Origin of the sequence: Rhodococcus sp. SORGH_AS_0301 (assembly GCF_030818285.1) — a bacterium.
Taxonomy (GTDB): Bacteria; Actinomycetota; Actinomycetes; order Mycobacteriales; family Mycobacteriaceae; genus Rhodococcoides.
Genome location: NZ_JAUTAC010000002.1, coordinates 2340075 through 2366812 on the forward strand (window position 1 = coordinate 2340075; position 26738 = coordinate 2366812).

The following is a 26738-nucleotide window of genomic DNA, read 5'->3' on the forward strand; positions in this document are numbered from 1 at the left end:
ATGAGCACCGAGATGATCGTCCCCCCGCCGACCACGACGGCGACGGAACCGATCGTGGAGATGACGGACATCTCCATCACCTTCGGCGCCGTCCGTGCCCTCGACAGCGTCTCCCTGCGGCTCTACCCGGGCGAGGTCCACTCGCTGATGGGCGAGAACGGTGCCGGCAAGTCGACGTTGATCAAGGCGCTCACCGGCGTCTACCCGATCGACAGCGGCACCGTCACCGTCGACGGGACCGTGCACGAGTTCGCGAGTCCGGCGGCCGCTCAGGCCGCCGGCATCAGCACGGTGTACCAGGAGGTCAACCTCCTGCCCAACCTCACCGTGGCCGAGAACATGCTGCTCGGGCGCGAGCCGCGGCGGCTCGACCGACTGCTCGGCAGCACCGGCGGCGCGGTGCGCACCGTTCTCGACGCCGTGGGCGGTATCGACACCCGGGCGATGAACCGCCGCGCACGTGCGACGCTCGATCGACTGGGCCTCGCGGTCGATCCCGCGTCGGTGCTCGGCGATCACCCCATCGCCGTGCAGCAGTTGATCGCGATCGCTCGTGCGGTGGACGTCGACGCCCGCGTGCTCATCCTCGACGAGCCCACCTCCAGCCTCGACAAGGACGAGGTGGAGACCCTGTACGGGGTCATCGAGCGGCTGCGGGACGCGGGTACGGCCGTCGTCTTCGTCTCCCACTTCCTCGACCAGGTCTATCGCATCTCGGATCGCATGACGATCCTGCGTAACGGACGCCTGGTGGAGGAGCGGTCGGTGGCGGACACCCCGCAACTGACCCTGGTGGAACTGATGATCGGCCGGGAGCTCGACACCCTGCGCGAGTTGGACGACCGCGAGCCCACGGTGGTCGATCCCATCACCGAACCCGTCATGGAGGTGCTCGGCCTCGGCCGCAAGGGCGCCCTCGAGGCTACGGATCTCCGGCTGTACGCCGGGCAGGTCGTCGGCGTCGCGGGGCTGCTGGGATCGGGCCGCACCGAACTGGCGAGGTTGCTCGGCGGGGCGGACCGCGCAGATTCCGGCACCATCGAGATCCACTCCACCCGTCGACGTTTCCGCACACCACGCAACGCGGTCGATCGACGGGTCGCGCTCACCAGCGAGGACCGCAAGGCGGACGGCGTCGTGGGCGACCTGACGGTGGCCGACAACATGATGCTCGCGCTCCAGGCCACTCGTGGGTGGATGCGCCCGATCCCCCGCGCCACCCGCACCGCCCTGGTGGAGAAGTACATCACTGCACTCGACATCCGCCCCGCGGACCCGAACGCGTTGATGCGCAACCTCTCCGGCGGCAACCAACAGAAAGTGCTGCTCGCGCGCTGGCTCGTCACGGAACCGGAGATCCTGATCCTGGACGAGCCCACCCGCGGAATCGACATCGGCGCCAAGGCGCAGATCCAGGCTCTCGTGGCCGATCTCGCCGAACGCGGGATGTCGGTCGTGTTCATCTCGGCCGAGCTCGAGGAGATCCTGCGCCTCAGCGACCGCGTCGTCGTGATGCGCGATCACCACCTGATCGACGAGCGCGTCAACCGAGGAGTCTCCGTCGACGACGTCCTCGCGACCATCGCGGCGGGAACCCGCGCAGACGACAGGAGTTCCGAGGCATGACCGACACTCTGGGAGTACGACCGACGTCGACTCCCCCGCCACGGCCGGCGTCCGACGCCCCGGCCGGTCGCCGGACCCCGGGATGGATGTCGCACCCGGTCGTCTGGCCGCTGCTCGCCCTGATCGCGCTGATCGTCGTCAACGTCGTCGCGACACCGGACTTCCTCGACATCAGGATCGAGAACGGTGGCCTGTTCGGCAACGTCGTCGACATCGCGCGGAACTCCGCACCGCTCATCCTCGTCGCGGTGGGCATGACGCTCGTGGTCGCGACCCGCGGCATCGACCTGTCGGTCGGCGCCGTCGCCGTCATCGCGGCGGCCGTGGCCTGCACCCGTATCGCGGCCGCCCCGGACGAGGGCGCCGTCACCACCGTCGTCATGGCCGTCGTGTGGGCACTGGGAGCCAGCGTGCTGCTGGGCCTGTGGAACGGACTGCTGGTGTCGGTGTTCGGGATTCAGCCGATCATCGCGACCCTGGTCCTCATGGTGGCCGGCCGCGGCCTGGCCATGCTCATCACGGACGGTCAGATCACCACCGTGCAGGACGGGGCCTTCAGCTCGCTCGCCTCGGGGATCGTCCTCGGACTCCCCGTGGCGCTGCTGATCGCGCTCGCCGTCGTCGTGGTGACCGCCCTGCTGACCCGCCGTACCGCCCTCGGCATGCTCGTCGAAGCGGTCGGCATCAATCCCGAGGCCAGTCGTCTCGCGGGAGTGAGCGCCCGCACGATCGTGTGGACCGTCTACGTCTTCGCGGCGACATGCTCCGGCATCGCCGGTCTCATCATCGCCGCCAACACCAACTCGGTGAACGCCAACAGCCTCGGTCTGTGGATCGAGCTCGACGCGATCCTCGCCGTGGTGATCGGCGGCACGGCACTCACGGGCGGACGCTTCTCGCTCGCCGGCACCGTGGTCGGTGCGCTGCTCATCGGCACCCTGACCCGCACCATCCCGAATCTCGGCATCCCCTCCGAGGCCAACTACCTCTTCAAGGCTCTGGTCGTCATCGTCGTCTGCCTCCTGCAGTCATCGCGTGCCCGAGCGTCACTGCTGGGCCTTCGACACAGGAGACCGACGACTCGAAAGGCGGCCCGGTCATGACCGATCTGCTGACACGCCCCCCGGCCACCTCCACCGCGCCGTCCCGCTGGGACCGCATCCGGCGCTATTCGCCGCCGAGCAGGTTCCTGCCGGTCATCGCCACCTTCGCCTTGCTCGTCGGCCTGTTCGGCGTCGGCGAGATGCGCTACCCCGGCTTCGCCGACCCGCAGCTGTTCCTCTCCCTGTTCGTCGACAACGCGTTCCTGATCGTCCTCGCGGTGGGCATGACCTTCGTCATCCTGACCGGCGGCATCGATCTCTCCGTCGGCTCCGTCGTGGCGCTGTCGACCATGATCGCGGCGCGCACACTGCAACTCGGCTGGTCCCCCGTCCTCGTCATCGCCACCGTGCTGCTGTGCGGCACGCTGCTCGGCACCACGATGGGCGTGTTGGTGCACTACCTCCAGATCCAGCCGTTCGTCGCCACGCTCGCCGGCATGTTTCTCGCCCGTGGTCTCTGCTACATGATCGGCGTCGAGTCCATCCCCATCACCGACGAGACGTTCAGCTCCATCGCGTTCGCCGTGATCGAGCTCCCGGGCGGCTACACCATCACGTGGAGCGTCGTCATCGCACTCGTGACCGTCGCGGTGGCGGCCTACGTCCTCGCATGCACCCGTTTCGGCCGGTCGGTCTACGGCATCGGCGGCAACGAGGCGTCGGCCGTGCTGATGGGACTGCGTGTGGCGGCGGTGAAGGTGGGTGTCTACTCGATCAGCGGTTTCTGCGCCGCGCTCGGCGGACTCCTGTTCGCGTTCTACGCCCTGTCGGGTTACAGCCTCCACGCGGTCGGCATGGAGCTCGACGCGATCGCCGCCGTCGTCATCGGTGGGACGCTGCTCACGGGTGGCCGAGGCTACGTTCTCGGCTCGGTCGTCGGTGTCCTCATCCTCGGTGCCATCCAGACGTTCATCGCGTTCGACGGGACCCTGAGTTCGTGGTGGACCCGGATCACGGTCGGAACACTGCTGCTCGTCTTCGTCGTCGCTCAGCGTCTGACCACGGTGCCGCGGGCCCGCTTCCGTCCGAGGCGAGCATGACCACCACGACCGGCACGGACGGTCGACCTCCCGTCATGGCCGACGTCGCCCGGCTCGCCGGCGTGTCCCATCAGACGGTCTCCCGAGTCATCAACGGACAGAACAACCTTCGCCCGGAGACTCGGGAACGGGTCCAGCGTGCCATCGACCAGCTCGGGTACCGGCCCAACCGGGCCGCCCGCGCCCTGGTGACGAAGCGGTCGGCCACCATCGGCATCATCGGCTCCAAGCTCGGGTTCTGGGGCCCGAGCACCACCCACCGCACCGTCCAGAGCGCCGCCCGCGAGGCCGGTTTCTCGGTCAGCGCGGTCAGTCTCACGACCCTCTCGCGCGACGAGCTCGTCGACGCGATGCACCACCTGCACGACCAGGGCGTCGAGGGCATCGTCCTCATCGCCGCGACCGACGACGCGGTGGCCGCGGCGCGCTCCGAGGAGGCGGTGGTGCCCGTCGTCGTCGTGGAGGGCGATCCGCTGACATCGCGCTGGACGGTCGGCATCGACCAGGTCGGCGGCGCCCGCCTGGCCACCCGTCACCTCGTCGATTCCGGACATCGACGCATCGCCCACCTCGCGGGTCCGCTGGGTTGGGCCGAGGCTCGCGCGCGCGAACAGGGGTGGCGGGAGGTCCTCGACGAGGCCGGGCTGCCGTGGACCCCTCCGCTCCGTGGTGACTGGTCCGCGCGCGGTGTGGGTTCGAGCGCGGCTCCCGGTTGGCGGCCGATCCCGACGTCACGGCGGTGTTCTGCGCCAACGATCAGATGGCGCTGGGCCTGCTGCGTGCGTTCCACGAGCACGGCCGTCGGGTGCCGGAGGACGTGAGCGTCGTGGGCTTCGACGACATCCCCGAAGCCGCCTATCTCATCCCTCCGCTGACGACGATCCGACAGAATTTCACCGAGGTGGGCCGACGCGCCATCGAGATCCTGCGAGCGGCGATCGACGGGACCGGCGGTCCCGAGACGCAGATCGCTCCGGAACTCGTCGTGCGCGCGAGCACCACCCGAGCCACAGGAGAACAGCCATGACGACGCCCGATCACGAGACCTACACCATCGGAGTCGATTTCGGCACGCTGTCCGGACGGGCCGTCGTCGTGCGGGTCTCCGACGGTGCCGAGCTGGGTACGGCCGTGCACGAGTACCGACACGGAGTCCTGGAGTCGACGCTGCCCGGCGGCTCCGTGCGACTCGGCGACGCCTGGGCCCTCCAGGTTCCCGACGACTACCGCGACGTGCTCCGCACCGCCGTTCCCGCAGCCCTGCGCGATGCCGGTGTCCCGCCCGACCGGGTGGTCGGCATCGGGACCGACTTCACGGCGTGCACGATGGTGCCCACGCTCGCCGACGGCACCCCGCTCGACGAGGTCGCCCAGTTCGCCGATCGGCCGCACGCCTACGTGAAGCTGTGGAAACACCATGCGGCGCAGGGCCAGGCCGATCGCATCAACGCCCTCGCCGCGGAGCGCGGCGAGGCGTGGCTCCCCCGCTACGGCGGATTGATCTCGTCCGAGTGGGAGTTCGCCAAGGCGTTGCAGATCCACGAGGAGGACCCCGAGGTCTACGACGCCATGGAGCGGTGGGTCGAGGCGGCGGACTGGATCGTCTGGCAGCTGTGCGGACGCTACGTCCGCAACGCCTGCACGGCCGGCTACAAGGGCATTCTCCAGGACGGCGAGTACCCGTCGGCCGAGTTCCTCACCGCCCTGGCACCCGGGTTCGCCGCGTTCGTCACCGACAAGCTCGACCAGCCGATCGGCGAACTGGGTTCTCGTGCAGGGTCTCTGACCGCCGAGGCCGCCGCGTGGACCGGACTGCCCCAGGGAATCGCCGTGGCCGTCGGCAACGTCGACGCGCACGTCACGGCGCCGGCGGCCCGCGCCGTGGAACCCGGTCGCATGGTGGCGATCATGGGCACCTCCACCTGTCACGTCATGAGCGCCGACGTACTGCGGGAGGTTCCGGGGATGTGCGGCGTCGTCGAAGGCGGCATCGTCGCGGGGTCCTACGGGTACGAGGCCGGGCAGTCCGGAGTCGGCGACATCTTCGGATGGTTCACGCGCACCGGGGTTCCTGCCGACTACCGCGACGCCGCCGCCGAGGCCGGCGAGTCGGTCCACGAGTACCTGACCCGGCTGGCGTCCGAGCAGGAGGTCGGCGAACACGGGTTGGTGGCCCTCGACTGGCACAGCGGCAACCGATCCGTCCTGGTCGACCACCGACTGTCGGGACTGTTGCTGGGTGCGACTCTCGCCACCAGGCCCGAGGACATCTATCGGGCACTGCTCGAGGCCACGGCCTTCGGCACGCGGGTCATCGTCGAGACCTTCCGCGCCAGCGGTGTTCCGGTCGAGGAGTTCGTCGTCGCCGGCGGACTGGCGAAGAACCCACTGCTGATGCAGATCTACGCCGACGTGCTGCGCATGCCGCTCTCGGTCATCGGGTCCGACCAGGGTCCGGCGCTGGGGTCGGCGATCCACGCGGCAGTCGCGGCCGGCTGCTACGCCGACGTGCCCGTGGCCTCGAAGGCGATGGGCCGCGTGCACCGCGGCGCGTACCAACCCGACGAGGGCCGGTCGCAGGCCTACGACGCTCTGTTCCGCATCTACTCCGATCTTCACGACCACTTCGGACGTCAGGTGTCCACCATGCGCGACCTGCGGGCCCTCCGCGGCGACGTGCTCGACCGGAAGGCGGTTCGACGATGACCGTTCTCGACAGCGCTCGCGGCACCGTGGAGGCGGTCCGCGCCGAGGTGTGCGCGCTGCACGCCGAACTGGTGCGGTACGGACTGGTGGTGTGGACCGCCGGCAACGTGTCCGCTCGGGTCCCCGGCCACGACCTCTTCGTGATCAAGCCGAGCGGCGTCTCCTACGACGACCTCACCCCCGAGAACATGGTGCTGTGCGATTTACACGGCACCGTGGTCGAGGGCGATCATGCCCCGTCCTCCGACACCGCGGCCCAGGCCTACGTCTACCGCCACCTCGATCACGTCGGCGCCGTGGTGCACACCCACTCCCCCTACGCGGTGGCGTGGGCCGCCCGCGGCGAGCCGATCCCGGTGGTCACCACGATGTGCGCCGACGAGTTCGGCGGCGACATCCCCGTCGGACCGTTCGCCGCGATCGGTGACGACTCGATCGGACGCGGCATCGTCGACACGCTGCGTGGCAGCAGGTCGCCCGCCGTGCTGATGCAGAACCACGGCGTCTTCGCGGTGGGCCCGACGGCGCGGTCCGCTGTCAAGGCAGCGGTGATGTGCGAGGACGTCGCACGGTCGGTGCATCTCGCACACCAGCTCGGCCGGCCGCTGCCCATCCCGCCGGACGCCGTCGACGCGCTGCACGACCGCTACCAGAACGTGTACGGCCAACGCTGAACCGCCGCAGCACCACTCGCTTCGCACCCGACTTCACCCGCACTCGTTCCACCGCCTCTGCGGTGACCAGGAGGTTCCCATGTCCGTCGTCGAAACCAGGTCCGCCCCGTCCCCCTCGCCCGCACCGTCCGGTGTCGCCCGACCCGAGGTCTGGTTCCTCACGGGCAGCCAGAGTCTGTACGGTCCCGAGACTCTCGAGCAGGTGGCGGTGCAGTCCCGCACGATCGCCGAGAAACTCGACGATGCACTGGGTGTGACGGTGGTCTGGAAGCCGGTGCTCCTCGACGCGTCGTCCATCCTGAACCGGATGCGCGAGGCCAACACGACCGACGACTGCATCGGGGTGATCACCTGGATGCACACCTTCTCCCCCGCCAAGATGTGGATCGCCGGCCTCGACGCCCTCGACGTGCCCCTCCTGCATCTGCACACGCAGGCCGGGATGTCGCTGCCGTGGTCGACCATCGACATGGAGTTCATGAACCTCAACCAGGCCGCGCACGGCGACCGGGAGTTCGGTCACATCCAGTCCCGCGTCGGTGTGCTGCGGACCACCGTCGCCGGACACGTCGACGATCCCGCCGTCGTCCGGCGCGTCGAACAGTGGACGTGTGCGGCGCGCGGTCGCGCCGACATGCGGTCGCTCCGGCTGGCGCGCTTCGGCGACAACATGCGCGACGTGGCCGTCACCGAGGGCGACAAGGTGGAGGCTCAGCTGCGGTTCGGCGTCTCGGTGAACACCTACGGTGTCAACGATCTCGTCGAGGTCGTCTCCGCGGTGAACGAGGCCGCGGTGTCCGCCCTGGTCGACGAGTACGTCGAGACCTACGACGTCGCGTCCGCGTTGCGGCCGGGCGGCGATCGACACGAGTCGCTGCGCTACGGCGCACGGGTCGAGGCGGGAATGCGACAGTTCCTGACCGAGGGCGGATTCGGCGCCTTCACCACGAACTTCGAGGACCTCGGCGGCCTGCGTCAGCTCCCCGGACTCGCGGTCCAGAGGCTGATGGCCGACGGGTGGGGCTTCGGCGGCGAGGGCGACTGGAAGACCTCGATGTTGTTGCGCGCCATGAAGACCATGGCCACCGGGCAGCCCGGCGGCACGTCGTTCATGGAGGACTACACGTACCACCTCGTGCCCGGCGAGGAGAAGATCCTGGGGGCACACATGCTCGAGGTGTGCCCGTCCATCACCACGGCGACCCCGACTCTCGAGATCCATCCGTTGTCGATCGGCGGGCGCGAGGATCCCGTACGACTGCGCTTCACGGCGGATCCCGGCGCCGGCATCGTCGTGGGCATCTCCGACGTCGGCGAACGGTTCCGCCTCACCGCCAACGTCATCGAGGTCGTCGAGCCGGACGAGGCGCTGCCCTCCCTGCCGGTGGCCTGCGCCGTGTGGAAACCGCAGCCCTCGCTGTCGGTGTCCGCGGAGTCGTGGCTCACAGCCGGCGCACCGCATCACACGGTGCTGAGCACCGCGCTCGATCTGCCGGTACTGGAAGCGTTCTCGGACATGATCGCGGTGGAGCTGCTCACGATCGAGGAGGGCACCACCACTCGAGACTTCCAGCGCACGTTGCGCTGGAACGCCGCTTACCACCGACTGGCCGCCGCGTTGTGAGCCGACCGGTCAGCGGTAGACGACGGTGACCGGTGCGTGGTCGGACCACCGCTGGTCGTAGGTGTCGGCCCGCTCGACCACGGCGTCCTTCGCGCGGTCCGCGAAGTCCCGGGTGGCCATCTGGTAGTCGATGCGCCACCCGGCGTCGTTGTCGAAGGCCTTACCGCGGTACGACCACCAGCTGTAGGGCCCGTCGACGTCCGGGTGGAGCGCTCGCACCACGTCGACCCACGCTCCCGACTCACCGACGAGAGCGTCGAGCCAGGCGCGCTCGCTCGCCAGGAAGCCGGACTTGGTGCGGTTGCCCTTCCAGTTCTTCAGATCCCGTTCGGTGTGCGCGATGTTCCAGTCGCCGCAGACCACGTGATGCTCGCCCGAGGACGCGAGCGCCGCGAGACGGTGCTCGAACGAGGCCATGAACCGTTCCTTGGAGTCCTGCTTCTCGGTGCCCACCTCACCGGACGGCAGGTAGAGACTGGCGACGGTGACGGCCGGATCTGCTCCGACTGCCGGGAGGCAGGCCTCGATCCAGCGCCCCGCGTCGTCGAACTCGGCGCTCCCGAACCCGACGACGGCACTGTCCGCAGGAACCCGCGACAGGATGGCGACACCGTTGCGGCCCTTCGCGGACGGCTCGGCGGACACGAGATGCCAGCCCTCGCCCAGCGCGGGAGCGAGGCAGGCGAGCAGCTCCTCGTCCGTCGCCCGCGTCTCCTGCAGGCAGACGATGTCCGCCGCGGACTGCTCGAGCCACTCGAGCATGCCCTTGCGCACCGCGGCGCGCACTCCGTTGACGTTGACCGACGTGATGGTGTGAGACACCGCAGCACCGTATCCGACAGGGCGGACAGGACCGTCAGGCGGCGAGACGAGCGTCGGTGCGACGCTGCATCGCCACCGACGTGGCCAGAACGGCGATGCCGGCGATCGCGAGACCGGCACCCACCACGGCCGGCGCCGTGTAGCCGAAGCCCGCTGCGATGACGGCGCCGCCGAGGGCGGCCCCCAGCGCGTTCGCGAAGTTGAACGCCGCGTGGTTGAGCGAGGCGGCGAGGGTCTGCGCATCGGCGGCCACGTCCATCAGTCGCGTCTGCAGTCCGGGCACGATGGCGGATCCCGATGCGGCGATGAGGAACACGACGATCAGAGCGGTCACCGGGTTGTGCGCCGCGGCGACGAACACCGCCAGGCTCACCGCGACGGACGTCATCGCCAGGAAGAGCCCGGGGACGAGCATGCGGTCCGCGATCCATCCGCCAGCCATGTTGCCGACCACCATGCCGAGGCCGTAGATCATCAGCGCCAGGGGCACCGCGGCCTTGGACAGACCGGCCACGTCCGTCAATGTCGTGGCGATGTAGGTGTACACGGCGAACATGCCGCCGAAGCCCACCATGCCCACGAAGAGGGTCATCCACACCTGCGTGCGCCGGAAGGCGCCCAGCTCGGTCCGCGGGTTCGTGGTGGGCATCGAGTCCAGTCGCGGCAGCCACACCGCGAGGGCGGTGACGGTGAGGGCACCGATGACGGCGACGATGCCGAACGCGCTGCGCCAGCCGAACGCCTGGCCGATCCACGTGGCCGCCGGCACACCGACGACATTGGCGACGGACAGTCCCATCATCACCATGGCCACCGACTTGGCACGCGCACCGGGATCGGCGAGGTGGGCGGCCACCAGCGCTGCCACACCGAAGTACGCGCCGTGCGGCAGTCCGGCGACGAAGCGGGAGGCCATCAGCTCGTGGAAGCTGGGCGCGAACACCGTGCCCAGGTTGCCGAGAGTGAACGCCACCATGAGGGCGAGAAGCAACGTCCGCCGCGGCACCCGCGCCGCGAGCGCGGCGATGACGGGCGCACCCACCACGACACCGACGGCGTAGGCGGAGATGAGGTGGCCGGCGCTGGGCTCGGACACCCCCATCGTGGTCGCCATCTCCGGGAGCAGGCCCATCGAGACGAACTCCGTGGTGCCGATGCCGAAACCGCCGAGCGCGAGCGCCAGCATCGCGACGCGTCGGCGGCGCACCCGCAGCCGATCCGCCGCGGGGTCCGCGGCAGCAGCGGGAAGGACGTCGAACGCGACGGAGGGGGGTGTCACGAGCTCACTTTCGGGTCTGCGCCCGTCGTCGATCGTTCATGATCGATTCAGAAGCGCTGGGGTGGTCAACGACGACGGGCGCCCCGAGAGGCGCCCGATCACCTGACCAGTCTGACCGTCGGCAGGATCATTCGCCAATCGAACGATCGTGAGTTCGGCCACCCTCGTGCCGTCGACACCCGACCCGCTACCATTCCCGCCAAGGTCATGAGTGCCAGCATCGAGCCCCGGCTTGCTGGCCGGCAACCCTCCAACCGCGGTGGGGTGCCCCGGGTGATGACCGGGTTACTCGGCCCGCACGGGCCGAGAGCAAGCGCGGGCCCGTCTCCTCGGGCCCACCGACCGACGATCTCGGAGGTACCCATGTTCTCCCACCGACTGTGTTGTAGCCGGCGATAGGCCCCGACCCTTCTCTCCACGAAGATCGGCTCGCCTACTGCGCTCTGCACACGGTGAGGTGCCTCTCGTGCTGCGGGCGTGGCGGCTGCCGACGTGGACCCCACTCGAGCACTCCACTCGAGCACCACCCCCACGAGGAGCACGACACCCATGACCGATCACACTTCCGACACCGGTGCCACCGAGGGCGACGTCGTCGACGCAGCCGGAGCACCCGTCGAGGATCCGGCACTGAACTGGAGCTTCGAGACGCGGCAGGTGCACGTCGGACAGGTTCCCGACGTCACCACCCACGCGCGCGCCCTGCCGATCTACCAGACGACGTCCTACACGTTCGACAACACCGACCACGCCGCCGCGCTGTTCGGGCTCGCCGAGCCGGGCAACATCTACACCCGCATCATGAACCCGACGCAGGACGTCGTCGAGCAGCGCATCGCGTCGCTCGAGGGCGGCGTCGCCGCACTGCTCGTCTCGTCCGGACAGGCCGCCGAGACGCTGGCGATCCTGAACATCGCCGAGACCGGCGACCACGTCGTCTCCAGCCCCCGTCTGTACGGCGGCACGTACAACCTCTTCCACTACACGCTGCCCAAGCTGGGCATCACCGTGTCCTTCGTCGACGATCCGGACGACCTCGACCAGTGGGAGAAGGCCGTCCGCCCCGAGACCAAGGCGTTCTACGGCGAGACCATCTCCAACCCGAAGAACGACATCTTCGACATCCGCGGAGTGTCCGACGTGGCACACCGCCACGGCATCCCGTTGATCGTCGACAACACCGTGGCGACGCCGTATCTGATCCAGCCGCTGAAGCACGGTGCGGACATCGTGGTGCACTCGGCCACCAAGTACCTCGGCGGCCACGGCACCGCGATCGCCGGCGTCATCGTCGACGGCGGTGGCTTCGACTGGACACAGGGTCGCTTCACCAACTTCACCACCCCCGATCCCAGCTACCACGGTGTGGTGTTCGCCGATCTCGGCGCTCCGGCCTTCGCACTCAAGGCCCGCGTGCAACTGCTGCGCGACATCGGCGCGGCGGTCTCCCCGTTCAACGCGTTCCTCATCGGCCAGGGCATCGAGACACTGTCCCTGCGCCTCGAGCGACACGTGCAGAACGCGACGGCGGTCGCACAGTTCCTCGAGCAGCGCGAGGAGGTGACCAGCGTGAACTACGCCGGGTTGCCCTCCTCCCCGTGGTACGAGCGCGGACAGGAACTCGCCCCGCGCGGAGCGGGTGCCATCGTGGCGTTCGAACTCGCGGGCGGTGTCGACGCGGGCAAGCGTTTCGTGGATGCGCTGGAGCTGCACAGCCATGTCGCTAATATCGGAGACGTGCGTTCACTGGTGATCCATCCCGCGTCGACGACGCACTCGCAGTTGACGCCCGAGGAGCAGCTGGCCTCCGGAGTCACTCCGGGCCTGGTGCGACTCGCAGTCGGTATCGAGGGAATCGACGACATCCTGGCCGATCTGGAGAAGGGTTTCCGGGCCGCATCTTGACACTCGATCTCCACTCGCCTGCCCGTCCGTCGGCATTTCCGCCGGCGGACGGGCAGGTGGGCACCGTGCACATCGGCGACGTTCCCCTCGAGAGCGGACGCGTGGTTCCCGACGCGACGGTCGCCGTGCAGCGGTGGGGCGAGGTCTCGCCCGCGCGGGACAACGTCGTTCTCGTCCAGCACGCGCTCACCGGGGACTCGCACGTCACCGGACCGGCCGGACCGGATCACCCGTCGCCCGGGTGGTGGACCGGCATGGTGGGTCCCGGCGCACCCCTCGACACCGATCGCTGGTGCGTGGTGGCGACGAACGTGCTCGGCGGGTGCCGAGGTACCACGGGTCCCGCGTCGCTCGATCCGGACGGTGTCGCGTGGGGATCCCGATTCCCGGCCATCTCCATCCGCGACCAGGTGGCGGCGGAGCGCATGGTCGCCGACGCCCTCGGCATCGACCGCTTCGCGGCGGTCGTCGGCGGCTCCATGGGCGGTATGCGCACTCTCGAGTGGCTGGTCTCCTACCCGGACCGTGTCGCCTCGGCACTGGTGCTCGCCGTCGGTGCGCGCGCGTCCGCGGACCAGATCGGCACCCAGACCACGCAGATCGCCGCCATCACCGCCGACCCCGACTGGCAGGGCGGTGACTATCACGCCTCCGGTCGCGCTCCGCGTGCCGGACTCGCCGTCGCTCGGCGCATCGCGCACCTCACCTACCGCACCGAGCACGAACTCGACGCCCGGTTCGGCAACGAGCCCCAGATCGGCGAGGACCCGCTGAACGGCGGGCGCTACGCGATCGCGAGCTACCTCGAACATCAGGCGACCAAGCTCGTCGACCGCTTCGACGCCGGGACCTACGTGCTGCTGTCGGAGGCCATGAACCGGCACGACGTGGGCCGCGGGCGAGGCGGGCTCGAGGCGGCCCTGGGGTCGGTCCGCACGCCCACCATCGTGGGCGGCGTCGACTCCGACCGGCTGTACCCCCTGCGGCAGCAGCAGGAGATCGCCGATCTGATCCCCGGGTGCGACGGGTTGCGCATCATCTCCTCGCGCGACGGCCACGACGGCTTCCTCACCGAGCCCGACGCGGTGTCCACGATGCTCGTGGCCACCATGGCGTTGGCCTCCGACGCACTCGCGGCGAAGGACTGACCCTCACGCTCCCCTGAGCTTGGCAACTCTCACAAAGAAACCTGAAGTCCTCGAGGACGAGGGAAATCAAGTTTCTGGTTTGTTAGTGTTCGACATCGTGTGGTCTGCACCGCAGCGCTCGACGCTGCGGTGACCGAAGGGCCCACCGTGGGGATGCGAGCGAGCCGGGGGAACAGCATGTCGGACGATCACCCGGGCTCGGGCGCGGGAGCGGACGACTACACGGAGGTCTTCGATCTCACCCGCGCGCAGCGGGACATGTGGTTGCTGCAGGAACTCGACCCCGAGGTCACCTTCGCCGTCGCGCACTACATGGACATCCGCGGCCCGCTCGACGTCGACCTTCTCGAGCAGGCCATGCGCCTCGCCACTCTCGACACCGGCTCGATGCTCACCCGACTCGTCACGAGTGACGCGCAGGACGAGCGCGTCGACTCCGACTCGCTCCGCCAGCGGCTCGACCTCTCGCTCCTCGACATCGACCTCGATCGCATCGACGTCAGCGACGACGAGTTTCCCGAGGAGGCGGCGGCCGAGATCATGACGGAGTTCACCCGTCCCCTCGACATGTATCGGGACGCGCTGGGCTACACCGCCGTCATCACCCTGGCCGAGGACCACCACTACTGGTACGCCCGCGGCCATCACGTGGCCATCGACGGCTACGGAGCCTCGGTCGCCGCCGCTCGCACCGCCGAGATCTACACCGCGCTGGTACGCGGCGAGGATCCACCGCGTTCGCGAGCACGGCATCCCCGAGCCTTCGCCGAGGCCGAGGCGCGCTACCGGGCGTCGTCGCGGTACGAGCGCGATCGAGCCCACTGGGCCGGTCTGCGCGACGTCCTCGGCGAGCCGGTCTCGATGTCCGGGCGGGTCGCGCCGCCGTCCGCGTTCAACCACCGCTGCGACACGCTGCTCGGTACCTCGGCGGACCGGACGGTTCACGACGCGGCGGAGCGTCACGGATCCACCGTCGCGGTCGTCGTCGCCGCCGCGTTCGCCGCGTTCCTCGCGCGTGTCACCGACACACCCGACGTCGTCCTGACGATGCCGATGGCCGCCCGCGTGACGTCGTGGATGCGCGAATCGGCGTCCATGGCCGCCAACGCGGTACCCGTGCCCGCGCACTGCGGCGGCGGCGTCGACATCGGCTCGGTGGTCCGCGAGGTCGGGAACCGCGTCAGCGAATCACTCCGTCACCAGCTGCTTCCCGCCTCGGAGATCGCCCACCTGCTCGGTGCCCCCGGCGTCACCCTCGGTCCCACCATCAACCTCATGATGTTCGGCGAACGTGTGGTGCTGGGCGACATCCCGGCCGATCTCGAACTACTGACCTCCGGACCGACCGCGGACATGGCCGTGACGGTGCACGAGAGCACCACCACGGGTCGCCTGCGGGTGGACCTCGAGGGCAACCCCGCCCTGTACACGGCTGACGAACTGGTCGTCCACAGCGAACGGTTCGCCCGCTTCCTCGTCGACTTCGCCGAGGCCGACGTCGACACACCGCTGCGCGCGCTGTCCCTCGTGACCGACGAGGACCGCGCCGCCGTCCTGCCGGCACTCGATCCGCTGGTGCCGCCGTTCGCCACGTTCGCCGACATCCTCACGCACGGGCTGGTGCTGGGCGAGAAGGTGCCCGCCGTCGTCGACGGCGACATCGCACTCTCCTATCCCGAGCTCGACCGCCGCTCGGACGCCCTGGCCCGCGAGTTGCTGGATCTGGGTGTCGGTCCCGACGTCATGGTCGTGTCCGCGCTCCCCCGCTCCCACGCGTCCGTCACCTCGGCCTGGTCCATCGCGAAAGCGGGCGGCGCGTACGTGCCGGTCGACCCCGCCCTGCCTGCCGACCGGATCACCACCATCATCGGCGACAGCGGCGCACTGGTCGGCATCACGACGAGCGCACTGGTGAATTCGCTTCCCGCGCAGGTCGAATGGGTCCTCGTCGACGAGGACAGAGCACCGCTCACCGGCGAGGGCCTCGTCGGAGCACGGCGCCCCGGACCGGACGACCTCGCCTACGTGATCTACACCTCCGGCAGCACGGGGACGCCGAAGGGCGTCGCGGTGACGCACCGGGGCTTCGCCGCGATGACGTACGCGGCCGTCTCGGCGCACCGCCTGCCGCGCGGCGCGCGGGTGATGCACTTCGTGTCACCGGGATTCGACGCCTCCGTCCTCGAGATGGTGCTGGCCTTCGGGTCCGGCGGGACGCTGGTCGTCGTGCCGACCGACGTGCACGGGGGCGAGGCGCTGGCCGAGGTGCTCGACTCCCAGCGCATCGACGCCGGTTTCATCACGCCCTCGGCCCTCGCCACCGTTCCTGTGGCGCCGGGCGCGCGTCCGCGTGCCATCGGAGTCGGCGGGGACGTCGTCCCGGTCGCGCTGGTGGACGAGTGGGCGCCCGGACGCCGGATGGTCAACGTGTACGGGCCGACCGAGAGCACGGTGGCGGTGACGTTCGGTCCCCTGGTCGCCGAACACGAGGTGGAGCTGGGGTCGCCCTACCCGGGTATCCGCGCCTTCGTCCTCGACAGCTCGCTCGCACTGACACCGCCCGGCTGTGTGGGTGAGCTCTACCTCGGCGGTACCGGCATCGCTCGCGGGTACCTCGGCCGTACCGCCCTCACGTCCGAACGTTTCGTCGCCGATCCGTTCGGACACTCCGACAGGCTCTACCGCACAGGCGATCTGGTGAAGTGGACCTCCCGCGGCACCCTGGTCTACCTCGGGCGCCGGGACAGCCAGGTGAAGGTGCGCGGATTCCGGATCGAGCTCGGCGAGATCGAGGAGGCGCTGCGCGCGCTGCCCGACGTCGCGGACGCCGCCGTGGTGGTCCGCGGTGACGGCACCCTCCGCACCGTCGAGGGCTACGTGCGCATGACGCACGCGGGCGCCGTCGCCGACACGCTGCTCGACGATCTCGCTCTTCTGCTCCCCCACTACATGGTGCCGAACCGGCTCACGATCCTCGACGAGATGCCGTTGACGCCGAACGGCAAGATCGACAGGCGACGCCTCCCCGAACCGCGTGCCCGTGAGAGCCGTCCCGCGCGCGCTCCGGAATCGGAGAACGAACTCCTGGTGGCGAGCGTCCTCGCCGACGTCCTCGGCCTCGACGACGTGGCCGCCACCGACGACTTCTTCGAACTGGGCGGCAACTCCCTGCTCGCGACGAGGGTCGCCGCCCGGATCTCCGCGGTGGGGGGCCATGCCCTCGGGGTTCGCGAGGTGTTCCGGCATCCCGTGGTCGAAGCGCTCGCACTGCACCTGGACGACGGCACCCCGTCCACCGGCGATCAGGACGGCCCCGTGCCCGTCGACCGTTCCGTGCCGATCCCCGCCTCGCCGTCCCAGCGCAGCATGTGGTGGATCGAGCAGTACCGGCCGTCGGCGACCTATCACGTGCCGCTCGCTCTCCGCGTCACCGGTACGTTCTCGGTCGAGGCGGCGCGGGCCGCGCTTCTCGACGTCCTCGATCGTCACGAGAGCCTGCGCACACTCTTCGACCGCGACGACGCCGTCGACGGCCCCGTGCAGCGTGTCCTCGACATCGACACGGCCACAGCTCTGTTCGATGTCGACGTGCTCGACGCGCCGGACACGGACGCCGTCCTCCCGGCGCTGACGGACGTCGCGTCCCGCCCCTTCGATCTCGCCGTCGACCTGCCCCTGCGCGCCCGGATCGTTCGCGTCGCCGGCACGTCCGGACCGGCGGCCGATCACGTCCTGGCTCTCGTCCTCCACCACGTGTGTGTCGACGGGTGGTCGCTCGGCGTGCTGGCCACGGACCTCGTCGTCGCGTACTCCGCGCGGCTCGAGGGTCGCACCCCGGCGTGGTCCCCGCTGCCCGTGCAGTACGCCGACGCCTCGGAATGGAAGCGGCTGGCACTCGGGTCCGCGGACGATCCGGAGTCGGCTCTCGCGACGTCCGCGGCCTGGTGGGCCGACGCGCTCGCGGATCTCCCCGACGTCCCCACTCCCGGTGCCGATCGCCCGCGTCGCGCGGAACCGTCCGGACAGGGCGCGACGGTGTCCGTCGTCCTCGACGGCGATCGTGGAGTGCACGTCGATGCCCTCGCCCGCCGAGTCGGTCTGTCCCACTTCATGATCGTGCACGCCGCACTGGTCCTGGTGCTGAGTCGGTCCGGAGCAGGCGACGACGTCACCATCGGCACCGCCGTCGCCGGACGCGATCACCCGGACCTCGACGGGGTCGTCGGCATGTTCGTCAATTCCGTGGTGCTGCGCACCGTGGTCGACGGCGCGGCGACCGTCGCCGACCATCTCGACGCCGTGCGGGCGGCCGACCTGGACGCGTTGGCCCGAGCGGACATGCCCTTCGACACCCTCGTCGATCTCCTCGACCCACCGCGCACTCCGGGCCGCCACCCGCTGTTCGACGTCATGCTCACCACCCGCAGCACGCCGGACACGTCGGGCGCGGTGGGCGATGCACGGGTGACCGCCCACGGGATCGACGTCGCGCGGGCGAAGTACGACCTGGAACTGGTGCTCGACGAGTCACCCGGGCATGCCGGCCCGCGGTCGAGCATCGATCTCACCTATGCCACCGACCTGTTCGACGAGCGCACCGCGCGGGCAGTCCTCGATCGACTGCTGGCCGTGCTCGACGCGATCGCCGCCGACCCCGACGCGCTCGTCGCCGACATCGACGTCCTGCTGCCTCCCGAGCGCGCGGCGACGGTACCGATGCGGGAACGAGCGCGAGCTCGGTCGACGGACTCGACCTCCGCGCTCGACGCTCTCGTGGCGCATCACGCCGAGGCCACTCCGGACGCGGTGGCCGTGGTCGACGGCGACCGGCGGACCACCTACGCAGAGCTCGAGGCACTCGTCGCCCGCGGCGCCGCACGCCTCGTCGACAACGGCGTCTCCGCCGACACGCGTGTGATCGGCCTGCTGCGACGCTCGACCGAGTCGGTGGCCGCGATCCTCGCCGTCTCACGCGCCGGCGGTGCCATCGTGCCGGTCGATCCCGACTACCCGGCGGACAGGCGCTCGTTCATGGTGCGGGACAGCAAGACGCTGCACGCCGTGTGCTCCGATCCCTCGGACGTCCCGAGCGACGGCTTCCTGTGGTCCACGACCGACTCACTGTTCGCCGAGGAGAACGTCCCGACGTGTCCCGACGACGGTGGCTGGGTGGTTCCGCTCGGCTGCACGGCCTACGTCACCTACACGTCGGGAACGACCGGACGCCCCAAGGGCGTTCAGGTCACACGTCAGGGATACGCGAACATCACCAGCGAACTGGTGCGCGCCTACGGGGCGGACACCGACGCCCGCGTGCACGCCTTCGCCTCTCCCAGTTTCGACGCCTCGATGCTGGAACTGGGCCTCGCCTTCGGATCCGGAGGCGCGCTGGTGGTGGTGCCCCCCGGAGTCGTGGGCGGTACGGAACTGGCGACGCTGCTGCGCCGCCACGACGTGACGCACTGCTTCCTCACCCCCTCCGTCCTGTCGACGCTCTCCGCCGACGACCTCGTCCCCGGCGACCCGGTGCTGCTGTCCGCACTCGGCGTCGGCGGCGAGAACTTCGGCTCGGAACTGCTCGATGCGGTCGCGCCCGGACGCACCGTCATCAACATCTACGGGCCCACCGAGACCGCGATCTGCACCCACGCCAGGACGCTGCACGAGGGTGACGACGTCGCACTCGGGCGCCCCGTGGCCGGGATGCGGGCAACCGTGCTCGACGCCTCGCTGCAACCGGTGCTGCCCGGAGTCGAGGGCGAACTGCACCTCGCCGGAGTACAACTCGCACGGGGTTACCTCGACCGGCCGGGTCTCACGGCGACACGCTTCGTCGCCGACCCGTTCGGCCCGCCGGGAAGCCGGACCTACCGCACCGGCGACCTGGCCCGGTGGACCTTCGCGGCCGATCCCGACAGCAGCGAACCGGTCGTCCGCATCACCGGTCGCAGCGATTTCCAGGTCAAGATCCGTGGTCTGCGGATCGAGCTCGGCGAGATCGACGCCGTGCTCGCGTCGGCACCGGGTGTCGGTGGAGCCGTCACGCTGACGACGCCCGGACCGACCGGCGAGACCCTGCTCGTCTCCTTCGTCCATCCCGTCGTCGACGAGCCGGCCGCCCTGCGATCGAACGATCTGCTCCGCCTCGCCCGCACTCGGCTGCCGCGTCACATGGTGCCCACCGCGATCGTCGTCGTGGACGCGTTTCCGCTGACACCGGTGGGCAAGCTCGACCGTGCGGCGTTGCCGATGCCGTCCGTCCTCGTCGACGAGGACGACCGCGCTCCCGGAACCGCCGCGGAGGCAGCCCTCGCGGGTGTGCTCGCGCAGGTCCTGGGTGTCGAGCGGGTCGGTGTCACAGCGGACTTCTTCGCGCTCGGCGGAACGTCGCTGACCGCGACGCGCTACGCGGCGCGCATCACCGAGGTCACCGGTGTGCCCGTCGCCGTGCGCACCATCTTCGATCGACCGACGGTCGCCGAGCTCGCCGAACTGCCCGAGTTCGCCGACGTGACAACAGATCCGGGCACCCTCCCATCGGCCGCCGCGGTGACACCCGCGGAGCGACCCGATCCCGTCCCGCTGACGCCGGCGCAGCTGTCGATGTGGTTCTCGTCGAAGGTGGCGAGCACCGCCACGGCGTACACGATCGTGGCCGGACTGCTCGTGGAGGGTCCGCTCGACGTCGACGCCGTCGGTGCAGCCGTGAACGACGTGGTCGCGCGGCACGAATCGCTGCGCACCGTGTATCCCACGGTCGCGGGCGAGCCGGTGCAGGTGGTCCTCGACGCCGCTCCCGTCTCCGTCGAGCTGGTCACTCCCTCCGACTCCGACCTCGATCCGTCGGCGCCCGAGGTGCAGGCGGCACTCGACGACGTCGCCCGGCGACGGTTCGATCTCGCGATCGAGGCTCCCGTCCGTGCCGTCGTGGTGCGCCTGTCGGAGCACAGCCACGTCGTCGGCGTCGCAGTCCATCACATCGCCGCCGACGGCGAATCGGTGGCGCCGCTCACCACCGACCTGCTGCTGGCCTACGAGGCTCGCCGCACGGGAGTCGCACCGGTGTGGCCGACGGAGCCGGTGCAGTACATCGATCACGCGCTGGCACTCACACTCTCGGTGGGCAGCGCCGACCACACCCGCGCCGTCGACTTCTGGCGCTCCGCCCTGGACGGCGCTCCCCCCGTGCACTCGGTACCGCTGGACAGCCCGCGCCCCGACCGGCCCACCGGCCGCGCCGACGTCGTCGACGCGGTCCTGAGTCCGCAGGTCCGCGAACGCGTGCTCGCCTGTGCGGCCGATCACCGCGGTACCGAGTTCATGGTGGTGCACGCAGCACTGGCCGCGGTGCTGGCCGCGCACACCCCCGGGATCGACCCGCTGCTCGGAACGGCGGACGTCGTCGTCGGCACCCCCTACGCGGACCGCGCCGGAGCCGAGTCGATGGTCGGCATGGCGGTGAACACCCTCGCGCTGCGGGTGCCGGTGTCGTTGGCATCCACCTTCGACGAGGTCGTCGAGCTGGTGCGGGACCGCGATCTCGCGGCGCTCGACCATGCCGCGGTTCCGTTCGAGACGCTGGTGTCGACACTGCAGCCCGAACGTCATCCGGCACGCCACCCGATCGTACAGATCATGCTCTCGGTCCACGCCGCACCGCCGCTGCACCTCGATCTAGGCGGGCGCATCGTCTCCGCGCTCCGCCTGCCCGTGGAGCGATCCGCCTTCGATCTCGTCGTGACCGTCCGCGCCCGGACGGACGGTGGTGCCGACGTGTCGGTCACCTATGCCCGAGACCTGTTCCTGCCCAGCACCGCTCGTCACCTGGCCGACGCCGTGGTGGACACCTTGGACCGCGCCACGTCCGATCCCGCACTGTCGATCGCGAGCCTCACGGGCCCGTCCCGCCTCCCGTCCGAGACGGAGTTCCTGGACGTACTCGTCGAGCGTGTCGCGCGCGACTCCCCGGAGCGCGTGGCCGTCGTCGCTCCCGAGGGCACCCGCACCTACGGTGAACTCCTCACCGCTGCAGACGCTCTCGCCGACCGCCTCCGCGCGGCCGGCGCCGGGCCCGGACGCACCGTGGCGCTCGCGATGAGCCGGTCCGCGTCCTCGGTGACGGCGTTCTGGGCCGTCGCGAGGACCGGTGCGACGATCCTCCCTCTCGATCCGACGTATCCCGAGGAACGTCTGAGCTACATCCTCGACGACGCGAAACCCGTCCTGGCATTGCGAGTCGCCTCGGATCCCGTCGTCGCGCCGGACGCCGTCAGGTGGTGGACCCTCGACACCGACGGAACGCCCGATCACCCCTCCACGCCCGACGCGGCCCTGCCGGCCGCGGTCCGGCGCAGCCTCGACGACGTCGCCTACCTCGTCTACACCTCGGGAACGACCGGGCGCCCGAAACCCGTCGGCGTCACCCATCGCGGCATCGAGAGCCTCGCCGTCGCCCTCGGAACCGCGTTCGACACCGACCGGACGTCTCGCGTCCTGCACGCAGCGTCACCGGGGTTCGACGCGGCGATCCTCGAGATGTTGCTGATGGTGATCCGCGGATCGACGTCCGTGGTCGCGCCGCCCGCCGCCTACGCCGGCAGGGCGCTCGAGGCCCTGATCGAGCGTGAGCGCGTGGACGTGCTGTTCCTGACGCCTGCCGCGCTGGCGACCCTGGATCCTCACACCGTGTCCGGCGTGCGGTCGGTGGGCACCGGCGGCGAGGCGCTTCCCGCGGCTCTGCTCGAGGCGTGGGCCCCGGGTCGCCGCATGGTCAACGCCTACGGCCCCAGCGAGACCACGGTGGCGGCGACGATGGGCGTCCAGCGCGCCGGCCGCGCACCCCACATCGGACTCGCCGTGCCCGGGACCGCCCTGCGCGTGCTCGACACGACACTTGCCGAGGTCGCCGACGGCGACGTGGGTGAGCTGTACGTCTCCGGACCCGGAGTGGCACAGGGCTATCCGGGACGCCCGGGGCTCACGGCGGCACGCTTCGTGGCCGACCCGTCCGGCCGCCCGGGCGGCCGGACGTACCGCACCGGCGACCTGGTGCGGGTCGCATCCGACGGCATGGTCGAGATGACGGGCCGATCGGACACCCAGAGGAAGATCCGCGGTGTCCGCATCGAACCCGCCGAGGTGGAGGCCGTGCTGGCCGCACATCCGGCCGTGACGTCGGTGGCCGTCGTCGTCGAGGAGAACTCCGTCGGCGCGGCGCTCGCGGCACACGTCACGGTGCACGGCACCGTCGACTCCGCCGCCCTGCGGAGCTTCGCCGCCGAGAAGCTCCCCCGTGCCCTCGTCCCCGCGACGGTCACCGTGCATTCGTCATTGCCGCGCACCCCGCACGGCAAGGTCGACCGACGCGCACTGCTCATCCCCCTGGGCCGGCTCGAACCGCTGGCTCCGGATCATCTGAGCGCCGCACCTACCCGGACGACCACCGCCACGGCGATCGCGCCCGCCCGGTCGTTGCTCGACACCGTCCGGAGCGTCTTCGCCGACGTGCTCGGGGTGGACGCCGTCGGCCCGGACGACGACTTCTTCGCTCTCGGCGGGAACTCCCTCGCCGCGGTGCGGGTCATGGACGTCCTACGCGAGCGCCTCCGTGCCGACATCGCTACCGACGTCGACCCCGATTCCATCGACGTCACCTGGTTCTTCGACGCAGCCACCCCGGCTGCGTTGTCCGCTCGCTTACAGGAGCTGATCATGCTCGACGACAATCACGGCACCCGAGGCGACGGCGGCAGCCACGCGAACGGTTCCTCCACGAACGGCTCGGGCACGAACGGGTCCGCAGCCAACGGAACCGCCACGAGGACCGGATCACACGCGGCACCCCCGCCCGTCGCCGAGCCGTCCGCTCGCACCCCGAAGCCGCCGGTCCGCCGCACCAGCACCGACGCGGTGCTGCCGTTGCGTGCCGGCGACGACGGTGTGACTCCCCTCATCTGCGTGCATCCGGCGATCGGGCTCTCCTGGAGCTACACCGGACTGCTGCCACACCTCGATCCGTCGATCCCGGTGCTGGGTCTGCAGGCCCGCGGCATCGGCATCCCCGCACCCGAGCCCGCGTCGGTCGCGGAGATCGCGCGCGACTACGTCAACACCGTGCGCGCCCAGTTCCCCACCGGCCCCTATCGACTCCTCGGGTGGTCACTCGGCGGTCTCATCGCCCACGCGATGGCCGTGGAGATCGAGAAGCTCGGCGACGAGGTCGAACTGTTCGTCATGGACGCGTATCCCCTCGCCGGCAGCGACCGCCCGCGCACCGAGATGTCCGTGGCGTCGCTGATGCGTGAGTTCCTTCCTCTCGAGGTGACCGTCGACGACGACATCGATCTCGACGAGGCCATCGCCATGATCCGCGGCGCGGGGGGACCGACCGCCCATCTCGACGAGGGGCAGATGCGACGGCTGTACGAGCGCTACCAGCTTTTCGTCGACCTCGGCCACGACCACACCCCGGCCCGGTTCTCGGGCGATCTCCAGTTCTTCTCCGCGACCGTCGATTCCGATCCCACCCTCACGCCGTGGGCATGGCGGCGCTACATCGCCGGGTCGATCACCGACTACCCCGTCGACGTCCCGCACAACGCGATGGGCACGCCGGACGCGCTGGCCGCCGTCGCACGTCGCCTCGGCGGTGTGCGTCCGGCGCTGCTCGCCGGTGCCCGGTGACCGCCGGTTTCTCCGGAGGAGCGACTCTCGCCGTCGACGTCCGATCGTTGGTCAAGGACTACACGGGACGACGTAACACGCACCGGGCCCTCGACGGCGTCGACCTCACGGCCGCTGCGGGACAGGTCACCGCGGTACTCGGCCCCAACGGCGCCGGCAAGACCACCACGGTGCGGATCGTCGCGACGCTGATCCGGCCCACGTCGGGTTCCGTCCACGTCGCGGGCGTGGACGCCGTGAAGGACCCGCGCACCGTGCGTGGGCTCATCGGGCTGTCCGGCCAGTACGCCGCCGTCGACGGTCGGCTCACCGGCTACGAGAACCTCCGTATGCTCGGGCGGCTCTACGGGCTCAGCAGCAGAGACGCACGCGCGCGGGCGCGCGAGCTCCTCACCCGGTTCCGCCTCGACGACACGGGAACCCGCTCGGTCTCCACATTCTCCGGCGGTATGCGCCGTCGTCTCGATCTGGCGGGCGCGCTGGTGGCGCGGCCACCGCTCATCGTGCTCGACGAACCCACCACCGGTCTCGACCCCCGCAGTCGGAACGACATGTGGGACATCGTCACCGACCTCAAGGCGGACGGAACGGCAGTGCTGCTCACCACCCAGTATCTCGAGGAGGCCGACCGACTGGCCGACGCGATCGTCGTCGTCGACGGCGGTGTCGTCGTGGCCAGGGGCACCCCGTCCGATCTGAAGTCGCGCGTCCGTCCGCCGTCCGTCGAGGTGCGCCTCGCCGACCCTCGTGACCTGCGCCTGGCAGCGGATCTGCTCCCGCGGATGAACTTCCGCGTGCACCGCGCCTCTGCGTCCGCCGGGTGGTTCACGGTGGATGCGCCGTGGGGCAGCGAATCCATGGTCGACGTGCTGAGTCGCCTGCACGGCACCGGTATCCGTGTCGGCGACGCGCGGGTGAACGTGCCCGATCTCAACGACGTCTTCTTCCAGTCGACCGGTAGCGCCTCCCCCGCCGCCCCCTCCCTCGCGACGGCCACCGCATGACCGCCGAACTGGTCGGTCCCCGCGGCGTCCGGGAACAGAACGCGTCCAGCTTCCTCGTCGACTGCGTGACCATGACCCAGCGCAACCTGCTGACCATCCTGCGTGTCCCACAGTTGTTGCTCGGGGCGACGATTCAGCCCCTCATGTTCGTCCTGCTCTTCAGCTACGTCTTCGGCGGAGCACTGGGCGGTGCCACCTACCGCGAGTTCCTCATGGGCGGCATCTTCACGCAGACCGTCGTGTTCAGCGCCGCGTTCACGGCCATCGGGCTCGCGACCGACAGCAAGGAGGGCATCGTCGACCGGTTCCACTCACTACCGATGTCGCGTCTGTCCATCGTGCTGGGGCGCACTCTCTCCGACATGCTCGTGTCGGTGGTGAGCATCGCCGTGATGATCGGCGCGGGCTACGCCGTCGGGTGGCGTATCCGCGGGAGCGCTCTCGACGCGCTGGGCGCCGTACTGCTGCTGATGTTCTTCGGCTTCGCCATGTCGTGGATCGGCGCCGTGGTCGGATCCGTCGCCAGCACTGCCGAGAGTGCCCAGAGCGCGCTCATGATCATTCTGTTCCCGATCACGTTCATCTCGTCCGCGTTCGTGCCGTCCTCGACGCTGCCGGGTCCGCTCCGCGCTGTCGCACAGTGGAATCCGATCACCTCGGTGGCCCGGTCGACGCGCGAGTCGTTCGGCAATCCCACCGCGCCGTCCGTCGCGATCCGCGAACCGATCAACTGGGCGTCGACACACCCGATGCTGTATTCGGTGATCGTCTCGCTGCTGATCCTCGCGATCTTCGTCCCGTTGACATTGCGGGTGACCCGCTCACGCGAGGGCTAGTCCGTCCCGAGCGGATCGATCGAGACGGCGAGCCACACCACCGCGCTGCCCACAGCAGCCAGGGAGAAGGTGTCGAAGGCACGCGACCGCACGGCCAGGATCCCGACACGCTCACTTCCGAGGCATAACCGGCACCCGGCGGCGATCAGGGTCGCGACACCGAACACGAACGCGCCGCGGCGCCACCGGTCGGCGAGCACCAGGACCACGGCGACGACGATCACCAGCACGACGGCGACCACCGGGATGCTGCGCCGGAGCATGTCCCGCGCCGGCCTCCGCCGCGTC

General features: G+C 70.1%; 16 protein-coding genes and 1 riboswitch. Of the genes, 13 read left to right on the plus strand and 3 right to left on the minus strand.

The window, feature by feature from the left end:
* From QE397_RS11555 to araA, 8 genes are all read left to right on the plus strand, one after another.
* Positions 1 to 1626, plus strand: coding sequence for a sugar ABC transporter ATP-binding protein (locus tag QE397_RS11555; RefSeq protein WP_307093443.1), 1626 nt, complete (start codon positions 1 to 3; stop codon positions 1624 to 1626).
* Positions 1623 to 2729, plus strand: a complete 1107-nt coding sequence (locus QE397_RS11560; RefSeq protein WP_307093444.1) for an ABC transporter permease — start codon at positions 1623 to 1625, stop codon at positions 2727 to 2729. The genes QE397_RS11555 and QE397_RS11560 overlap by 4 nt, the downstream gene beginning before the upstream one ends.
* Positions 2726 to 3769, plus strand: coding sequence for a galactofuranose ABC transporter, permease protein YjfF (gene yjfF, locus QE397_RS11565; RefSeq protein ID WP_307093445.1), 1044 nt, complete (start codon positions 2726 to 2728; stop codon positions 3767 to 3769). Before QE397_RS11560 ends, yjfF begins: the two co-directional genes overlap by 4 nt.
* Positions 3766 to 4590: a LacI family DNA-binding transcriptional regulator gene (locus tag QE397_RS11570; RefSeq protein ID WP_307093446.1), complete on the plus strand. Its 825-nt coding sequence runs from the start codon at positions 3766 to 3768 to the stop codon at positions 4588 to 4590. Before yjfF ends, QE397_RS11570 begins: the two co-directional genes overlap by 4 nt.
* Positions 4530 to 4796 carry a substrate-binding domain-containing protein gene (locus tag QE397_RS11575; protein ID WP_307093447.1) on the plus strand — a complete coding sequence of 89 codons (267 nt, stop codon included), beginning with the start codon at positions 4530 to 4532 and terminating at the stop codon, positions 4794 to 4796. Before QE397_RS11570 ends, QE397_RS11575 begins: the two co-directional genes overlap by 61 nt.
* On the plus strand, positions 4793 to 6475 hold the full coding sequence (gene araB / locus QE397_RS11580; RefSeq protein ID WP_307093448.1) for a ribulokinase: 1683 nt from the start codon (positions 4793 to 4795) through the stop codon (positions 6473 to 6475). The genes QE397_RS11575 and araB overlap by 4 nt, the downstream gene beginning before the upstream one ends.
* Entirely contained in the window at positions 6472 to 7149 is a 678-nt protein-coding gene (locus QE397_RS11585; protein ID WP_222627238.1) for an L-ribulose-5-phosphate 4-epimerase, read from the plus strand. Before araB ends, QE397_RS11585 begins: the two co-directional genes overlap by 4 nt.
* Positions 7150 to 7228: 79 nt before the next feature.
* The gene (araA, locus tag QE397_RS11590; RefSeq protein WP_307093449.1) at positions 7229 to 8773 is read left to right on the plus strand and encodes an L-arabinose isomerase; all 1545 of its coding nucleotides are present in this window, start codon (positions 7229 to 7231) and stop codon (positions 8771 to 8773) included.
* A 9-nt stretch (positions 8774 to 8782) separates the two neighbouring features.
* On the opposite strand, the gene QE397_RS11595 is transcribed toward araA, so the two are convergent.
* A complete protein-coding gene (locus tag QE397_RS11595; RefSeq protein ID WP_373425291.1) occupies positions 8783 to 9535 on the minus strand; it encodes an exodeoxyribonuclease III in 753 nt (250 codons plus the stop codon).
* Between the two features lie 94 nt (positions 9536 to 9629).
* On the minus strand, positions 9630 to 10781 hold the full coding sequence (locus QE397_RS11600; protein ID WP_027503756.1) for an MFS transporter: 1152 nt from the start codon (positions 10779 to 10781) through the stop codon (positions 9630 to 9632).
* Positions 10782 to 11077: 296 nt separating this feature from the next.
* A riboswitch (SAM riboswitch) is annotated at positions 11078 to 11196 on the plus strand.
* A 227-nt stretch (positions 11197 to 11423) separates the two neighbouring features.
* Between QE397_RS11600 and QE397_RS11605 the strand changes: the two genes are divergently transcribed.
* From QE397_RS11605 to QE397_RS11625, 5 genes are all read left to right on the plus strand, one after another.
* A complete protein-coding gene (locus tag QE397_RS11605; RefSeq protein ID WP_081821014.1) occupies positions 11424 to 12779 on the plus strand; it encodes a bifunctional o-acetylhomoserine/o-acetylserine sulfhydrylase in 1356 nt (451 codons plus the stop codon).
* A gap of 56 nt (positions 12780 to 12835) precedes the next feature.
* A complete protein-coding gene (locus QE397_RS11610) occupies positions 12836 to 13927 on the plus strand; it encodes a homoserine O-acetyltransferase (RefSeq protein WP_222627242.1) in 1092 nt (363 codons plus the stop codon).
* Between the two features lie 177 nt (positions 13928 to 14104).
* On the plus strand, positions 14105 to 24610 hold the full coding sequence (locus QE397_RS11615) for a non-ribosomal peptide synthetase (RefSeq protein ID WP_307093451.1): 10506 nt from the start codon (positions 14105 to 14107) through the stop codon (positions 24608 to 24610).
* A complete protein-coding gene (locus QE397_RS11620) occupies positions 24607 to 25614 on the plus strand; it encodes an ATP-binding cassette domain-containing protein (protein ID WP_307093452.1) in 1008 nt (335 codons plus the stop codon). The genes QE397_RS11615 and QE397_RS11620 overlap by 4 nt, the downstream gene beginning before the upstream one ends.
* The gene (locus tag QE397_RS11625; RefSeq protein ID WP_056447645.1) at positions 25611 to 26450 is read left to right on the plus strand and encodes an ABC transporter permease; all 840 of its coding nucleotides are present in this window, start codon (positions 25611 to 25613) and stop codon (positions 26448 to 26450) included. The genes QE397_RS11620 and QE397_RS11625 overlap by 4 nt, the downstream gene beginning before the upstream one ends.
* Here the strand turns inward: QE397_RS11625 and QE397_RS11630 are convergent.
* Positions 26447 to 26713 (minus strand): DUF3017 domain-containing protein, encoded by a 267-nt coding sequence (locus QE397_RS11630; protein ID WP_222646191.1) that lies wholly within the window; start codon positions 26711 to 26713, stop codon positions 26447 to 26449. The two genes, QE397_RS11625 and QE397_RS11630, sit on opposite strands and share 4 nt — an antisense overlap.
* Positions 26714 to 26738 lie beyond the last annotated feature (25 nt).

Bases quoted from the DNA above. Each gene is read 5' to 3' on its own strand.
- QE397_RS11555 (WP_307093443.1), top strand. From the start codon at position 1: ATGAGCACCGAGATGATCGTCCCCCCGCCGACCACGACGGCGACGGAA.
- QE397_RS11560 (WP_307093444.1), top strand. From the start codon at position 1,623: ATGACCGACACTCTGGGAGTACGACCGACGTCGACTCCCCCGCCACGG.
- yjfF (WP_307093445.1), top strand. From the start codon at position 2,726: ATGACCGATCTGCTGACACGCCCCCCGGCCACCTCCACCGCGCCGTCC.
- QE397_RS11570 (WP_307093446.1), top strand. From the start codon at position 3,766: ATGACCACCACGACCGGCACGGACGGTCGACCTCCCGTCATGGCCGAC.
- QE397_RS11575 (WP_307093447.1), top strand. From the start codon at position 4,530: ATGGCGCTGGGCCTGCTGCGTGCGTTCCACGAGCACGGCCGTCGGGTG.
- araB (WP_307093448.1), top strand. From the start codon at position 4,793: ATGACGACGCCCGATCACGAGACCTACACCATCGGAGTCGATTTCGGC.
- QE397_RS11585 (WP_222627238.1), top strand. From the start codon at position 6,472: ATGACCGTTCTCGACAGCGCTCGCGGCACCGTGGAGGCGGTCCGCGCC.
- araA (WP_307093449.1), top strand. From the start codon at position 7,229: ATGTCCGTCGTCGAAACCAGGTCCGCCCCGTCCCCCTCGCCCGCACCG.
- QE397_RS11595 (WP_373425291.1), bottom strand. From the start codon at position 9,535: ATGCTCGAGTGGCTCGAGCAGTCCGCGGCGGACATCGTCTGCCTGCAG.
- QE397_RS11600 (WP_027503756.1), bottom strand. From the start codon at position 10,781: ATGCTGGCGCTCGCGCTCGGCGGTTTCGGCATCGGCACCACGGAGTTC.
- QE397_RS11605 (WP_081821014.1), top strand. From the start codon at position 11,424: ATGACCGATCACACTTCCGACACCGGTGCCACCGAGGGCGACGTCGTC.
- QE397_RS11615 (WP_307093451.1), top strand. From the start codon at position 14,105: ATGTCGGACGATCACCCGGGCTCGGGCGCGGGAGCGGACGACTACACG.
- QE397_RS11625 (WP_056447645.1), top strand. From the start codon at position 25,611: ATGACCGCCGAACTGGTCGGTCCCCGCGGCGTCCGGGAACAGAACGCG.
- QE397_RS11630 (WP_222646191.1), bottom strand. From the start codon at position 26,713: ATGCTCCGGCGCAGCATCCCGGTGGTCGCCGTCGTGCTGGTGATCGTC.